This is a genomic window from Nostoc sp. NMS9, assembly GCF_017114995.1.
In the GTDB taxonomy this organism is placed as follows: Bacteria; Cyanobacteriota; Cyanobacteriia; order Cyanobacteriales; family Nostocaceae; genus Nostoc.
The window spans coordinates 1-15,760 of the sequence record NZ_JABXKL010000110.1 but is presented as its reverse complement, the minus strand read 5'-3'; the positions used below and the strand labels follow the sequence as shown (position 1 = coordinate 15,760).

10 protein-coding genes and 7 pseudogenes are annotated in these 15,760 nt (G+C 42.1%); 8 read left to right on the top strand and 9 right to left on the bottom strand.

Annotation, left to right across the window (positions count from 1 at the left end):
* Positions 1–149 precede the first annotated feature (149 nt).
* Complete coding sequence (locus tag HWQ40_RS35535; protein WP_292787377.1) at positions 150–281, bottom strand: hypothetical protein; 132 nt, start codon at positions 279–281, stop codon at positions 150–152.
* A gap of 335 nt (positions 282–616) precedes the next feature.
* A pseudogene (locus HWQ40_RS35820) lies at positions 617–880 on the bottom strand (transposase family protein); the annotation flags it as partial.
* 307 nt (positions 881–1,187) lie between these two features.
* Between HWQ40_RS35820 and HWQ40_RS35525 the strand changes: the two are divergent.
* Positions 1,188–1,391 (top strand): hypothetical protein, encoded by a 204-nt coding sequence (locus HWQ40_RS35525; protein ID WP_292787375.1) that lies wholly within the window; start codon positions 1,188–1,190, stop codon positions 1,389–1,391.
* A gap of 7 nt (positions 1,392–1,398) precedes the next feature.
* Here HWQ40_RS35525 and HWQ40_RS35520 read toward each other — a convergent pair whose 3' ends face one another.
* Positions 1,399–2,136: a hypothetical protein gene (locus HWQ40_RS35520; RefSeq protein WP_292787372.1), complete on the bottom strand. Its 738-nt coding sequence runs from the start codon at positions 2,134–2,136 to the stop codon at positions 1,399–1,401.
* Between the two features lie 384 nt (positions 2,137–2,520).
* Here HWQ40_RS35520 and HWQ40_RS35515 point away from each other — a divergent pair, with 384 nt between their 5' ends.
* The 5 genes from HWQ40_RS35515 to HWQ40_RS35495 all read left to right on the top strand — a co-directional run bounded on the left by HWQ40_RS35515 (position 2,521) and on the right by HWQ40_RS35495 (position 8,961).
* Complete coding sequence (locus HWQ40_RS35515; protein WP_292787371.1) at positions 2,521–4,656, top strand: filamentous hemagglutinin N-terminal domain-containing protein; 2,136 nt, start codon at positions 2,521–2,523, stop codon at positions 4,654–4,656.
* The gene (locus HWQ40_RS35510) at positions 4,614–5,630 is read left to right on the top strand and encodes an S-layer family protein (protein WP_292787368.1); all 1,017 of its coding nucleotides are present in this window, start codon (positions 4,614–4,616) and stop codon (positions 5,628–5,630) included. The genes HWQ40_RS35515 and HWQ40_RS35510 overlap by 43 nt, the downstream gene beginning before the upstream one ends.
* Positions 5,627–6,934, top strand: coding sequence for a POTRA domain-containing protein (locus HWQ40_RS35505; RefSeq protein WP_292787365.1), 1,308 nt, complete (start codon positions 5,627–5,629; stop codon positions 6,932–6,934). The genes HWQ40_RS35510 and HWQ40_RS35505 overlap by 4 nt, the downstream gene beginning before the upstream one ends.
* Before the next feature lie 318 nt (positions 6,935–7,252).
* Positions 7,253–8,101, top strand: a complete 849-nt coding sequence (locus tag HWQ40_RS35500) for a hypothetical protein (RefSeq protein WP_292787363.1) — start codon at positions 7,253–7,255, stop codon at positions 8,099–8,101.
* 32 nt (positions 8,102–8,133) lie between these two features.
* Positions 8,134–8,961 (top strand): IS982 family transposase, encoded by an 828-nt coding sequence (locus HWQ40_RS35495; RefSeq protein ID WP_292787360.1) that lies wholly within the window; start codon positions 8,134–8,136, stop codon positions 8,959–8,961.
* A gap of 650 nt (positions 8,962–9,611) precedes the next feature.
* On the opposite strand, the pseudogene HWQ40_RS35490 reads toward HWQ40_RS35495, so the two are convergent.
* From HWQ40_RS35490 to HWQ40_RS35470, 5 pseudogenes are all read right to left on the bottom strand, one after another.
* A pseudogene (locus HWQ40_RS35490) lies at positions 9,612–9,889 on the bottom strand (transposase); the annotation flags it as partial.
* Between the two features lie 160 nt (positions 9,890–10,049).
* Positions 10,050–10,145 (bottom strand): annotated as a pseudogene (locus HWQ40_RS35485) (IS5/IS1182 family transposase); the annotation flags it as partial.
* Positions 10,138–10,385: pseudogene (locus HWQ40_RS35480) on the bottom strand (hypothetical protein). The pseudogenes HWQ40_RS35480 and HWQ40_RS35485, both read right to left, overlap by 8 nt.
* A 91-nt stretch (positions 10,386–10,476) precedes the next feature.
* A pseudogene (locus HWQ40_RS35815) lies at positions 10,477–10,950 on the bottom strand (hypothetical protein); the annotation flags it as partial.
* Positions 10,929–11,267, bottom strand: a pseudogene (locus HWQ40_RS35470) (hypothetical protein); the annotation flags it as partial. The pseudogenes HWQ40_RS35815 and HWQ40_RS35470, both read right to left, overlap by 22 nt.
* A 3-nt stretch (positions 11,268–11,270) precedes the next feature.
* Between HWQ40_RS35470 and HWQ40_RS35465 the strand changes: the two are divergent.
* Positions 11,271–11,651 (top strand): annotated as a pseudogene (locus HWQ40_RS35465) (hypothetical protein); the annotation flags it as partial.
* Between the two features lie 477 nt (positions 11,652–12,128).
* Here HWQ40_RS35465 and HWQ40_RS35460 read toward each other — a convergent pair.
* A complete protein-coding gene (locus tag HWQ40_RS35460) occupies positions 12,129–14,795 on the bottom strand; it encodes a VWA domain-containing protein (RefSeq protein WP_292787355.1) in 2,667 nt (888 codons plus the stop codon).
* A gap of 667 nt (positions 14,796–15,462) precedes the next feature.
* Here HWQ40_RS35460 and HWQ40_RS35810 point away from each other — a divergent pair.
* Positions 15,463–15,612 (top strand): site-specific integrase, encoded by a 150-nt coding sequence (locus tag HWQ40_RS35810; RefSeq protein WP_366934056.1) that lies wholly within the window; start codon positions 15,463–15,465, stop codon positions 15,610–15,612.
* The last annotated feature ends 148 nt before the right edge of the window (positions 15,613–15,760 follow it).

Sequence of the window (15,760 nt, the reverse complement as noted above, 5' to 3'; positions counted from 1 at the left end):
GACTTGTTCCAGAGTTGTCAGTAGCAGAACGGCGAGAGCGACTTCAGGAGAAAGTTACTGAACTCTGGCGCGAATCCCGCGAACAAGCTCTAAATGGACTGAAGAACTTGATGGCAGATGGGGTAGCTCGTTAGGAGCTTTTTCCAGCCCTATTCGGTCAATACAACACCACGCTGACGCGATCGCCCTACTTCGATTCGCTGCACCACAGATCCAGGGGAAGTGACTGGTGGCAAAAAGGACATTTCGCCGGGGAAAAAGTCAAATTGCTGTAGACTCACGACCATTGCCTCGCTAGTCTCATTAGAGATTTAGAACGAACTAATGTGCTCATCGTTAACTTAAACAGTTGATCAAGCTACTTAGCAATGTATTAAGAATTCGATTTTCTGTCACTAAGAGAAAGATAGGTCGCGAACTCGACGATAGTAGTGGAGTAAATACGATTCGGTTAACGTTTTAATCTTTTGAAGATCCCCCCAACCCCCTTGGCAAGCAGGGCTGTTTCATTACCTAAAACAGGTAAAATTGCAAGTCTTGAGGGGAGGAAAATTATGGGTAGTTCTCTGATTGAACAATTGAAGCAAGTGGAAGATTTTAGAACGAAAGATGGTCTTGGATTAATCCGTTCAAACACTCGTCTAAATGTATCTGCACTTGGGATACCTTCTAGTAAAGTTAAAAACTCCGTAAGCCATTCGTATTTACTCAATCCATAATTTTCCATGTCTTCCCATCCCTTACCTCCTGCAATCACCGACAATATTCCTATAGCGCAGTGTTAGCGAGTCCGCAAGCGTCTGATTAAAATATCTGTTAATACATGGACACGGGTTCTTTCTACACGGGGATCTTCTATCTCGCTAAACACTAATGCCATTTTTTCTGTTAGTGCAGTCGCCTGAGCTATACTCAAGTTTTTTGAGCTTTTAATAAAAAAACTTCCAAAAACAAAAAATGAAGAGGCTCTTGATAGTTTAAGAAATGGTATTGTTAAGACAACAGGTACACTCATTGATAAGGTTTCACCTGTTCCTGGATCTGGAACTGTCTTGAATAAGATTTTTGGACTAAAACAGGTTCAAACTACATTTGTAAAAAAGGGAACAACTGGGTAGATTATAGAAACAGCCATAAATCAGATTCCTTTCTTTAGCGAAGTTAAAGATTTTAAAAAAGCCTTCGATTTGATTAGAGAAAAAGATCAGGATTTTCTCAGCAAGAAAGGAACGTCATTGGGTGAAGTAATAGAATATTTACTATTTGTTGTGAAACCTATAGCAGTCTATTTGGTGACTCAGCTTAATTCTTCAACAATTGACTTAGATGAAGAAAAGATTAAAAGTGGTAAGTATCCTGGTTGGGGCAATAGTAGCTATGTTGCAATTTAAATGCCGATTAGCTTAATAAGTTTGTAATTGTATTGATCAAGTCTTCCTGCATTGCTTCTAAGTCAATCGTTTGTAAATGTCCTGATGCTGCTAATTCTTTAGCGCGTTCATCAGTGGCATCTCCATGCAAAGCAGAAGCAAGTTTATCTGCTGTTCTCCCACTACCAGCAATCACCATCACTAGCCGTTCAGCAATGATGCTATTTAAGGCATCAATAAAGCTAATCTCGCCACCATTAATTAGGACTGTAATGGAGGGTGCGCCATTAGCTAAAACAGTTGCTACCTTTACTATCCAGGGAGATTCGTCACCCCAATTACTGCCAGGAATTAGCACAAAATGAGTATGATGCGGCTCCAGGGCTGTGGCATCATCACTCAGGATATGGGTTTGATCGGGTAGAATTACTTTTGCCGTAGGCGCCACACCAATTAGCGGAAACTTGCCATTGATTTGGCTACGGGCATTACCTATCAATCGCATCACTCCCGCATCAGTACCACCATCTACTACATAAGCCCCCAAGTTTTGGGCTATTGGGGCTAAGACTTCCACAAATAGGCTTTGGATACGCAAAAAGTCGGCTTCACTAATTTGACTAGCGCCCCCTACTATGACTAAAACGGGACGGGAATTACTTAGCCCTAATTGCTCTAGCGCCTTCGCTAACTCTGCGGTTTCAGATACGGTAACTGCTACTGCTGCTTGCTTGGGATTTAAATTTAGCCTAAAAAAATTTACCATTTATTCAAAGTAGAAGTTGCAATAATTTAAGTATCTTACGTAATAAATCTTAGTTTGATGTCCATTCTGCAATCCAAAACCTTTATAACAAAATGTATTTAAATTGACCCTAAATTCAGTTACATAGTAAAAATAACCAACTTTTTAGAGAATGAGTAGAGCCATAGCAAAAATCCGTCAAACTATTTCTGTTAATAGGTTTATCTCTGTTAATCAACCCTTGTCTAGTGCCAATTCAGAATCGCCTCTAACCTGATAAATGTCAAAGAACTATACATTAATCTAAAAAAACCACTATGTAAATTATTGACAAAGTATAGTGTATCGTTTTTAATTGGTAACAACTTATGCTTAGTCTTTAAGTAAAATAACCTTGAGTAAACCGTGAATAACAGCAGGAACTTTACTCAGTCCCACGCTGGATTGTTCCTTTTGCTAGGAACCATAATCCCAATAGCTGTAGTATCGATATTGACCAGCAATACTTGCCAAGCGCAAATTATACCTGACACCACATTGGGAAATGAAAGCTCCCGCGTTACAACTGGTGTCAATATTAAAGAACATGGGGCTGACTTAATTGAAGGTGGTGCCCAAAGGGGAAGCAGTCTTTTTCACAGTTTTGCAGAATTTCATGTCAACAATGGGCAACGGGTATATTTTGCCAACCCTACGGGCATTGCTAATATTTTTAGTCGAGTTACTGGCAGTAATGCCTCTAATATTTTAGGCACTTTGGGCGTAAATGGTGCAGCTAATCTATTTTTGCTCAATCCCAATGGCATTATTTTTGGGCAAAATGCCCAGCTAGATATTCAAGGTTCATTCCTGGCTACCACAGCCAACAGTTTTAAGTTTCCTGATGGTAGTGAATTTAGTGCTACTAATCCCCAAGCGCCGCCACTGTTAACAATGAGTGTTCCTGTGGGTGTGCAATATGGTTCGCAGCAAACGGCAAGTATTACTAATCAAGGAAATTTGGTAACAGGAAAGGATTTGACGCTGAGTGCAGGAAATCTGGATTTACAGGGAACACTCCAGACTGGTGGTGATTTAATCTTACAGGCGCAGAACAATTTAAAAGTAAGAGATAGTGCGAGTAATCCCTTCATTGCGGCTGCGGGTGGGAATTTGCTGGCGCAGGGTAATCAGAAAGTAGATATTTTTGCTTTAAATAACCCTAATAGTGGCTTTTTCTCTGGTGGGAATATGTTGTTGCAGTCTGAAAATACCATTGGGGGCGATGCACATTACTGGGCTGGGGGTAATTTTAGAATCGAACAGTTGAATGGCAATTTAGGTAATCTGTTTAGTCCTTATGATCCAGTAATTCGCGCTAGTGGGGATGTGACTTTTGATAGTTATGAAGGCGCATCTTTGCACATTCTGGCGGGTGGGAGTGTCAATATTTCGGGTAATGTTGAAATCATTGGTGTAGATAGCACAAGCAATTATATTAAAGAAACCGTCACGCTGTCGGATGGAAAAACAGAAATAAATATTGATGGTAGCGCTACACCAACACTCGATATCAGAGCAGGAGTAAATTCCAATTATATTGGAACTCCAGGATTTACACCCAATCTGCCGATTGAATTCAATGGGCAAAATCCTAATACAACCAATGAACCAACAAATGCAAATATTAGCATTCAAGGTAGTATTTATAATACTTCAGGCTCTGAATCTAACAGTGGACAGATACTTCTAACTAATCAGTATAATCCCAATAAATTGCCGGGTAATATTACAATAGGAGCAATCCCTACTTACGGTGATGTCACTATTGATTCGCGGGGTGATATTACAAATAATGGGCAAATTGATACTACTATTAGTGACTTTCTTAAAACAAACAGAACCGCCGGTAATATTAGGCTGTTAGCAAATCAGAATATTTTAATTAAGGATGCTCTGTTATCTGGTGTTAATGTTGATAACAATAAAAATAAAAATTTTACTGGCAATGGCGGTGATATTTATCTGAACAGTCAAAAAGGAAAAATTGATATAAATGCGGATATTAGCTCTATAGCTCCCAATGGAATTGCTGGAAATGTCACGATTCAAGCTGTAGGCGATATCCGTGTCTCTAAAAAGATAGAAGCCTCTAGTAAGAGTGACTATGATAGTAATAATGAGCAGAAAAAAACTAATATCACTATTAATTCTACGGGAGGTTCCGTTTATTTAGATGGTTCTTCTTTAGATACCACTAATAAGGCTTTTGGCTCTCCAGGAAATATCATAATCGATGCGACTGACCAAGTATCCATTATCAACGGCAGTAAGATACTTAGTAATGGAAATCATGGAAGGATACTTATTGGCTCTAAGTATACGCCTAAAAGCTTTATTGTTGATAACAAATCTGAAATAAATACTGATAGTAAGGGTTCAAGCATCGCAGGAGATATTATAATTAATGCTAGTGATAAAATATCAATTCTCAACGGCAGTAATATATCTAGTAAGGGATGGCTGGGGATTATTTCATCACTACAGGCAGTTTATCTCTGAATCAGGAATCTAAAATTAATACTGATAGTGATGGTTCAGAATTGGCAGGATACATCGGAATTTATGCTAGAGATAAAATCTTAATTCTCAACGGCAGCAACATATATAGTCGGGGGAATAAGGGCAATATTAATATTACTGCAAGCAGTTTATCTCTGAATCAAAATTCTGAAATAAAGACTAATTCTGATTCAGGGAATGCAGGCAATATTGACATAATAACACAGAATTTGCTGCTTCGTCGCCACAGCAAAATTTCCACTACAGTCGGCACAGAAAAAACACCTGGTGATGGCGGTACTATTACCATTGATGCCAAGGATGGATTTGTTGTCGCAGATCCGACAGAAGACAGCGATATCATTGCCAATTCCTTTGGTGGAAAAGGAGGCACGATTGAGATTACGGCTAACCGCGTTCTAGGATTTCAAAATCGGGGAAAGTTGAGTTCAGCAGAACTAAAGGCAATTGAAAACAACGGCACCAGCGATATTAGCGCTAGTTCTGACGTAGGTGCAGACGGGGAGGTAGCTATTGAAACCCTCAGCATTGACCCCAGTCAGGGACTTGTCGCATTGCCGACAAACCTAGTAGACCCCTCTAGATTAATTGCTCAAGGCTGTAGCTCTAACAACAGTAACGTTGCTAAGGGGCAAAGTGAATTTGTGATTACTGGGCGTGGCGGACTACCGCCCAGTCCTGATAATACCCTCAAGGCTGGGGCTATTTTACCTGATTGGGTAGTAAATAATACTGTTGACTATAGTAATAATCCTGAAGATATGACTGTAAAAGAGATGAATTTAAGGCAATTATCATCAAATACTTCCGCCCCTTTAGTAGAAGCAGTAGGTATGGTACGCAGTGCCAATGGAGATATTGTTTTGACTACTCAACCAACAACCGCTACTTTAGTGCAGTCGGGGTTATCGACTAAAGTCTGTGGTGCTTTTCAAGGGAATGTCAGAAAATGAACCCTTTGCTGGGCAGGCGATCGCCCCATCTATCTCTATACTATTTAGTTAAGGTAACAAACCAACCTCAAAACCTTGCCCTGACTGCAAAGCGCTGTATATTACTCCTGATAACAGGGTTAATGCTTGGCTTTCATCCCCAACGGTTGGCGGCTCAAGAAATTCCCATTGAGGTGAAACCGCCATCGGCACAACCACAACCACAACCACAACCTCTACCAGCGTTACCACCTCCAGAACAACTGCTACCTACTACACCACAGTCACCAACTCAACCAGATATTAATCCTCAGACATTAGCTGAAACATTGATAGTAGAACGGTTTGAGTTTGTGGGTAACACCGTTTTTAGCACCCAAGAACTGGCGAATCTGACTGCTGGTTATCTCAAACGCCCAATTACTTTTAATGATTTACTCAAGATACGTTCAGAGTTAACGAAATTATATGTAGATAAAGGCTATGTCACCTCTGGTGTGATTATTCCACCCCAAACTGTGAAAGCAGGGGTAGTGGTGATGCAGGTAGTAGAAGGAAGTTTAGAAAAGATAAATGTCATAGGTACGCGCCGCCTCAACCCCAACTATATACGCAATCGCTTGGCCATTGCTGCTGGTAAACCATTATCCCGCGATCGCCTACTCGCAGGACTGCAACTATTACAACTCGATCCTCTAATTAAAAGCTTATCTACAGATTTACAAGCCGGCATACGTCCGGGTACTAATATTTTAGAAGTTAAAGTTACTGAAGCCGATTCTTTTAGCACTCAACTAGTACTAGATAACCAACGCAGTCCCAGTGTGGGAAGTTTTCGGCGGCGAATCAATGTCACCGAAGCTAATTTGTTAGGGCTAGGAGACGGTTTAAATATCGGTTATACCAACACTGATGGTAGTAACGGCTTTGATGTGAGCTATAGTCTACCAGTCAATCCGCGCAACGGTAAGCTGATTTTTAGCTATGGCAATACTAAGAATAATGTTATAGAACGTCCTTTTAACTCCTTGGATATTACTTCCAAGTCCAGTTACTACGAATTAACCTTCCGTCAACCCATTGTCCAAACTCCCAGCCAAGAATTCACACTAGGAATTACCGCCAGCCATCAGAGAAGTCAAACATTTTTAGGTTTGGACGACATCGGGCCGTTTCCTCTAGCGGTTGGTGCTGATGACGAAGGAAATACAAGGGTTTCTGCTATCCGATTTTTTCAAGAATGGAGTCAACGCAGTAGTCAACAAGTAATAGCGGCGCGATCGCAAGAAGCGATGCCAGAGACTTTAATGAAGCCCGCATCCTGACTGAAATCATCCGCGACCCTATAATCATCTCTAGCCTCTGCCAACACATAGAAGAGGTTAAAAATCAAGACATTAGATATCAAGAAACCCAGCATGAAGACATGAGCAATCAACAGCTAAAAAATCCAAACTGGAGCTTGAACACAGCAAGCTATACTTCAAACGACTCATAGCTGGACTTTTTAAAAGCGGATGCAAGTGTTGAGTGTTCAAGCTTTTGACGATTATTGAAAAGTAAAGCTCCAAGCCTTTTTTAGTATAACAAAATTTTGCCGTTCCTTACTTATCTATGAACAGTTAGAAGGAAATATCACACAAATGGCTAATATTGTATCTATTGAAGAAAAATATACAGAACTATGGCAAGGCTGCAAGGTGCAATCAAATCTCTTGCCAGATTTAGAAAAAATTGCTGAGAAGCTGTATTACGATCGCGGCTTTTACGAGAAAATCGAGTGGTACTATCCCAACTTACCTTGGTATTGGGCAGGAATCTTACATGCTAAGGCGGATTTTGAGGGTTCTACGCAATTCTTCGATCAAATCACGCACAAGCTGAGTAAGATTAAAGGCGAACAGATACCAGCAAAGCTCTCAGCTCGCTTACTCGCCTTCGATCTGTGCAACGACTTCCAGGGCAAAGATAGCCAGGGAATTACGCCGTTTGTTTGGGCTGGGACTAATCACACCAAGACTATTGATTCGGCTGCTGGTTGTGCGGCAATTTTGTACTTTCTGCAAGCGATAGGACTCAAAGATGACCAGACCGAGCAGGGACAGTTTAATCTCAAAGTGACTTCTGACTCGGTGTTTAAAAGCTGCTCATTGCCCTCCAACAAGCTCGAGGCATCGGAAAAAACTAGTGTCAAAGCGGGGAAACAGTTGGAAATTACCGAGGTGGCGATCGCAGACGCTCACCATCTCCGAGTTATGCTCAAGGTTCCAGTCCTGAATCGGCACATTTGGTTTATCTATGGTGGGCATATCCAGATTGACGGCTGCAAAATCGCAACAGTCCCGACCAAGCCTAAAACTCTAGAAGAGAAAATCGTTGCCTATTGCCAGAAGAAGGGCTACAAAATTGACAAAGAACCTGGATACAAGAATATTAACCCAAGTTGCCAGTTACAAAATCAGATTGGTGAAGTGGTGTCAAAAAGGCAATAAAATCCCCTCCAGGAATAAAAACGGAAGGGAAGATGCTAAACGAAATAATTACTGTCTATGCTATCATCGATGACTTGCTGAAGGCGGTTGGGCATGAAGATGATTGTCGTCGAGATATGAAAGATGCAGAAATTATAACAACGGCAGTCTGCGCGGCAATGTTTTTTAATGGGAATCATAGCAAGGCTTGCAGCTATCTGAAAGACCATAATTTGATCCCCAATATGTTAGAAAAGTCACGATTTAACCGACGAATACACGGTATCTCGATGCTGATTAATGATTTGTTTGATCAAATGGGAATGATTTTCAAAGAAATTAGTGATTGTACCGAATATCTTTTAGACTCATTCCCTGTACCAATTTGTGACAATATCCGTATCTTTAATGTCAAGTTAATCAACTCAGAGGAGTATCGAGGTTATATAGCATCGAAGAAACGATACTTTTATGGTGTTCGGGTTCAGTTATTAACGACGAAAAATGGTATTCCAGTCGAATTTGCGTTTATGCCTGGTAGTGCCAGCGATGTGCGTGCGTTAAATGCGTTACCTTTAAATCTGCCGCCTGGTAGTGAAGTTTACGGTGATTCAGCCTACACCGATTATAGTGTTGAGGATGACTTAAAACAAACGAGTCAAATTTCTTTGAAAGTCATGAGGAAAAAGAATTCTAAGCGTCAAGACCCACCTTGGAATCAATATATCAAACAACATACTCGGCATTATATCGAAACCGTGTTTAGTGGTATAACTAATTTTTTCCCAAAATCCATTCATGCAGTTACGTACCAAGGGTTTTTACTTAAGCTACAAGCATTTATTTTTTCTTTTACTCTTCGACAAGCTTTTAGAGAATGAGTAACTTATAGAACTTAAAATCATTTAAGTAAATGAATCCTCAATCAACTCTCAGGTGCGGTGACGCTACGCGTCACCGCCACTTTGTTGTACGCGATCGCATAAATTGAGGGATGACTTGCACACCTCAGTCGATAACCCGCAACTTGGGTTATTATCTACATCGAAGGCATGAATCCGGACGGAACGCTCAATAACAACGCCCTCAATGTCTGGAACGACCTCCGCATCGTGATTGAGTTTAAAGACGGCAAGCCTAAAATGATTGGTTGTTGGGAAGCTACAACAAACCCAGGTAAGTACTATACGTATAATCCCATGAACACCAAAGGTGCGGCAATTATCGCCTTCGGGCAATACACCGCATGGCAGGTAGGAATTCACACACCAGGTGGTGGCCATGAAGCTCTTGTGCAAACTGGTGGTTCTGTCACTGTCCATCGTGATGCAAATCGGTCGGGCACGCGCGATGCAGGTGACACCATTGACTCAGGTATGTTTGGCATTAACCAACATTGGGGAGGTGATAATCCTAAGTCAGACGTAGGAAGATGGAGCGCTGGCTGTCAAGTAGGTAGGACAAAACAGGGACATCGCGAGTTCATGATTATCGTTAAGTCAGACCCACGCTACCAAGCTAACCGTAGTTTCACCTTCACTAGTACCATTATTGACTGCAAAGACCTCCTAGCACAGTTCCCTGCAAGTTGATGTTCTCCTGACGACTTAGTTTTTTGATCGGCGTTTCGCTTAATTGATGGATTTTCTTAATTCCTTGATAGCCTTTATCCGCTATAACTTTGAGCAATTCTCCAAACCTTACACCACTTGTTTTAAATAACCTAAAATCATGAATTCTCCCCTTTCCATGCTCTAAACAGATAACCTGACCACTTTTTTGACGGACTACTACTTGCGTTTTTAATGTCAGTAGACCGAAAAGTTTTGCGATCGCATCGACTATAACCACTATCTAGATTAGGTTTCAGACATTTTTTGGTACACTGCTTGCATGTATAAAGCCGATTTAACGCGATGTCTGCGGTGGTTTGTTCCTCATTCTCCCTGTAGAGCAGAAGTTATTAGCGTTCACTCAATTGATGAATTTTATTAATCCCTTGATAGCCTTTATCCGCTATGACTTTAAGTAATTATCCAAATTTTATCCCACTACTTTTAAATAGTGCCGACAAACTTACCAAAAAAGGCTTTGTTGGAACTTACTGTCCACCAGGTTGCCCATCCCCAGGCGGTTACAATTCCGGTTGCGAGTCAAGAAGCTTGCATAAAACCTTTGACTACCATGTAGGAGATGAGAGCGATCGCACACTCCAGGGAACAACTTGGTCGGCGGGGAATGGCCCGAGGCGTGGTTGGTCTCCTAATACGCGGTTGACAGTACGAAATTCCCGAACTCTTATCATTATTACGAAAGGCAAAAGTCAGCTTTTGAAATCTTGATGAGTGGCACACTTCAAAGTGCCACTCGTGGTGGCTTTTTTGACGAGTGGCTCCTCAGCCTGTTACCAGCCCTGCAAGCAAATCTCCAACTACAACTGTGAGGGCAACGATAATTGGTGTACGGGCGATTGTTTGCCAATCCTCGTCGTTTCTGGCTGATTGAACGACCCGGATCAGACCAATACCAAGGTAAATTAAGAACAAACCACGCAGTACTGCAAATACGTATTTAATGATGTCTGCGTCAACACCTGTAAAATACTCTATGAAAAAGTCCTCTGCGTTTTGCATGAACTGGGCGTTTGCAGGTGCAGCGGCCATATCCAACATAAATACTACACCTACCAAGCAGAACAGGACAGTATAAATATTGATGCCATACTTGCGCTGCTATTTCTCGAAGTTGGAAAGTAGCAAGTTTGCTTCCTTGGGTAGTAACGCTACAATACCAGTTCTAAACGCGAGCGATGCCATTACCATGTGATGAATGGAGATATCTGCAATCATCAAGCCAGTACCAACTGCCAACTAGGTAAAGCTTGTTGGTCAGCTTTGTTACGCATCGATTCGACTCTATCGGCTTCACAAATGGCAAGCGGGTTAATCTGACGGCGTTCTTCTAGTAATACCTCGATTGTTAGTTCAAGTGTGGGGAGTTTGCTTGATGCGTAGGTATGTTCTATTACTGTTTCGCAGAATATGCTACTAGCGTTTGCTGAGTGTGATTTTCCCGTCCCCGGTCGCCCCACAAGCATAATCCCCTTGGGTACACGCAGATTGTATTGTTTGGCACGCGGGGTAAGCAATCGCTTGAACTTTTTGAATGACTCTTGCATGAGTTATAACCTCGACTACCTTTTACGGCTGATTTTCTGATGATTGAACCAAATACTGGCTTACACATAGACTTGGAGGTTGATGAGCCTATCTCATTTGCAACTGGGAAGCCTACTCACTGTATCGGCGAGGATGACTATAGAAACAAGTGTTTTGTCGATGCAAACTGGCTGGTTATCCGGTTTGCAGAAGAACAAGTCTCATCTCAGCCAGAACGCTGCGCTCGATTTATTGCTGGTGCGATCGCCCAACTGACAGATAATAATACTTGTCGCCAGAAGCTACTTCATGTAGAGAAAGTTACTCCTATGCGTCAGTGGTCTGCACGTCAAGCTTCCAAATTAAAGAAAAGTGATTATCGGCAAGGCTATCTTGTTCAAAGGAGAAACTAAGGATGTGAAAAAGTATTTCGAGACAATTTGATGAGAGCCATTAGCATTCTTCAGCTTTAAAATTTATCGGTGAGGGTTTTGTTTTGAGATTTTTGGTGGGGCGAGCGCAAAGATCATCGAGTTGAGTTGTTAAGCTAGGCAGCAAAAACAATTCAATGTCAGTTCAACTTGGTCGTTATATATCATGAGTCAACTTTTTGAATATGTTGGATTGCAACTACTAACGCGTCTATTATCACCAATAGACCCGTCCTAAAACTCGCAAGCCAATATTTACAAGGCTTTGAGCACCAAGATATCTCGGCAGTCCGCTCCAAGCGAATTGTTATGCCGCCGAATGCATGATCACTCTTCATAAGGCAACTTGTGGAGAGCGATCATGCACTAGAGACGCTAACTAATGGGCGATAGCCTAGCAATCAATGCTTGTCGATGGCATCAACTTGGATTAGCTGATAACATTTATCTTACAATCCGTTAAAGGTTATCAGATGATTCGCTAGCACTAGACTCACTCGTGTTTTCACGATTTTGTTCCCTTATAAATCGGTAGATTGCCAAGACAAGGAAGATAAGAGCAATAGCAATGGTGAGAAGGATCAGTACAATTACCACTACCAACCACGGTAGCCAGTGTAGCAGTTTGAGAAGTATTTGATTTTGGCGTTCTAGTTGCTTCGTCAAATTTTGGCAACAACGTTCTAATACACTGTCTGGCTGCTGTGGATTTGGACGTGTTCGATCTGGATCGCTGCCATCAGGAATTCCGTCGTTATCTGAATCAGTATCCTGAAAGTCGGGTATGCCGTCACCATCAGTGTCAACCGTTCCCTCAACAGCATCAGGTACGTCATCACCATCCGCATCATCATCGCTAGGATCAGGAAGCCCATCTCTATCAGTATCACCATTTCCTTCAATGTCATTGGGTATCCCATCACCATCGCAATCATTGCTATTACAGGTCGGAAGATCAGGGCTATTCAGGAAAAATGAGGTTTTGGCGAAACGAACAAATGGTTCAACTCTAATTGAAGAATTTTCCGGGCCACCAAAAATTGATTCCCCTGGAATTACCTTTGCTCCCGCTGCAACTTCACCTTTAACATTTACCTCGTAAATTCCACGCCCTGCATAGTTGTTAAAGACAGCACTATTAGTACCTGTCAACGTATTGCGAACGAAGTTAAGCGGAACAACTGAGCTGTCTGGACGGCGAACAGTTCCGCTAAAAGAAACCGGACCTTCTAGATCGGCAACATACGAGGCAACTGTGGAAATTGAAACCTCTTGACTTGGTGTTACAACTCGCGGACGGGCATCAGCAAATACGTCTGGGGTGGGGTTTTCGACATGAGCCTGAACAAAGGATAACTGCTCATTAGAGGTGCGCGAAAAAACTTGCAGTTTCCAGATTCCAGGGGTCGGTGTAGGAATGCGAATGAGTCGGTAGTAGGGATCGCGTGCAACAAACTGTTCGTCTTGGTCAGTAATTACGTCACCATTAGGACTAACAATACGGAATCCGGGAGACCAATTTTTAACATCAAGGTTGCGTGCGGAAAGGAAAACATTTACACGTTCAGCACCTGTCTCGACTTGAAAGGGAAATTCTTCTTGCTCTGGGAGGGCATTTTGGGCAAGGGCGTTTTTATCTAGGGTTTTATTGATAACACCTATTTTCGGCACTGCAACAGCAAACCCACTTGGAAAAGGCTCCAATCTTTGTGAGATGATCGGTCCCTTACCTGCAACCGCAGATTCGGTTCTTGGAAGCGCTAAACCTTCTCCTCGAAAGCGGGCAGCAAGTTCAGCATAGATAGCTGGCAACTCATTGCCCGATGGAGCATCCAACATTACCCCGCGTGTTGAGCTAGCAATTTCGGACAAGAGGCTACGATCTGCTGCTGAACCAACGGGAATGGTAAATATGCGAACGCCCTGGGTCTCAAGTCGATCGGCTGCTGCGCGTGGATCTTCACCACGATTATTTTCACCATCAGAAAGAAGAAATGCAGTGCGCGTCCGTCCAGCCGCTTCAACACTTTGAAACTCTAGTGTTGCTGCTGTAAGCGCTGTTCCAATACCTGTATTTCCTCCAGCGGCAAGAGCATCAACCTGATTTTTGAAAGAAGTTGCATCACTTGCAGGCAGATTTACTAATCTACGATCAAGTCTTGGATTCTCCTCAAAGGAAATCAAGCCAACTGCTGCACCTCGACCTGCTTGCAAGTCAATAAAGGCTCGACCCGCCGCCTTAGCAAAATCTAAACGAGTAGAGGTTGAACCCGTTTCCACAGGGGCGCTCATGCTACCCGATCGGTCAACAAACAACATGACCTGATCAGTTCCTCTTACATTCTCAACAAAATTAAGGGCAGTATTGCAATTCGTTGGTTGAGCTGCCGTTGGAAGTCCTGTCAGTGGAGTAATAATAGCAGGATAATTCTGATCCAGTGTTTCCCAGTCAGAAGAGTTGAATGCCGGAGAAGCGGTACTGGGGTGGATCTGGGTCTGCTGAGTGGATTCTTGGCGGTTTGGAGTTACGGTGGTATTCAAACCTCTTACAGGATCGTGATTTGAAGCTACGCTAAGCTCAGTAAAATCGATCCCATCTTGCTGCATGAGCGAGTTATTTTGGGCATTAACTGTACCAGCCTCAAAGCCTGGACCTTGCATACGGGGTTGTTCGTCATACTCATCTCCTAGCCCAAAGGCATGATGTCCAAGTTCGTGGGCAATGACATCATTAGCAACCTGGTTAGAGAAAATACCAATATGATTTCCAAGAGTGCCAAGGCTACTCCCGTTAGGAGAGAAACTTACGCCAGAGCGCCCCGTCTCAGGAAAGATCCAAATGTCTGCCCGATCTTCATCAACAGCACCTCCAGTCAGGCGAACATTTTGAAAGCGAACCTGACCATCTGTGGTATCGCAGATAATATTGCCTGCCCCTTGAATTGCATTCCGTGTATCTTGAATGGTCTGGGTTGTTGGGGGAAAGCGAAAGTTAACTTCAAAATCCATCCTGCCATTTGTGTTGATGCGACCGGAACCCGCATGAGCAGGAGTTGCAAAAACACTGAATAGCATTACGATAACGAGAAGTAAATTTATCAGTACAAAACTTCCTTTAATCTTCATACACAATCCTCAATATTTAGTGTGTGTTTCAGAAATACCGAAGTTCTTACAGTGCTAACTCATAGCTATCGAGAATTGGAAGCGTAACCCGGAGATCGCCCCGCCCTACAAATATGGGATCTTTTTCAAGACTCTAACAGTACCCACACAGGTACTTCTCCAAAGCTTTTAGAGGAGCTTTGCAGATTGCTGCGCTCTCCCCACTAACGGACTTAAAGCAATGTCTTATCGACACCTGACGCTAACTTGACCTCGAACACCAACAGATAAACTTTCGGTTCCGCCTCACCGATAACACAAGGCGGTATAACTATTTATTATACGGAAAGTTTCCGTATAATCTTTTTCTAAATCCTAATATATCAAGCATTACAGCTACCTTCTTTCTGGATATACGGAAAACTTCTTTTTTAAACCCCTATTTGGGATATTATACAGAATTTTTCCGTATATCCACCCTTTACGGGATGATTATATGGAATTTTTCCGTGTATCCCTTGGTGTTATATAGAAATTTTCCGTATAACATCCGTATTTAGGATATTACACAGAATTTTCTGCACAACTTCCAATGGAACAACGTCCAAAGAAACTCCTCCAACAGGTGCAAGATGTTATCAGGCTTAAGCACTATTCTTATCAAACAGAGAAAACTTATATTTAGTGGATTAGACGCTATATCCTTTTTCATAATAAGCGCCATCCTAAAGATATGGGGAGTAAGGAAATTGAAGAATTTTTAACACATCTTGCTGTAAATGAAAATGTGGCGGCATCAACGCAGAACCAAGCACTTCATGCTGTTGTTTTTCTCTAAAAAGAGGTATTAAAACAAGATTTAGATTTGAAAGTCGATGCGGTTCGTGCAAAGAAATCTAAATATTTACCAACCGTTTTGACAAAAGATGAAGTTAATTTAGGAATTAGTCAGGCAAAACAGGTTTTATTAATTGCGGACGGTGCAG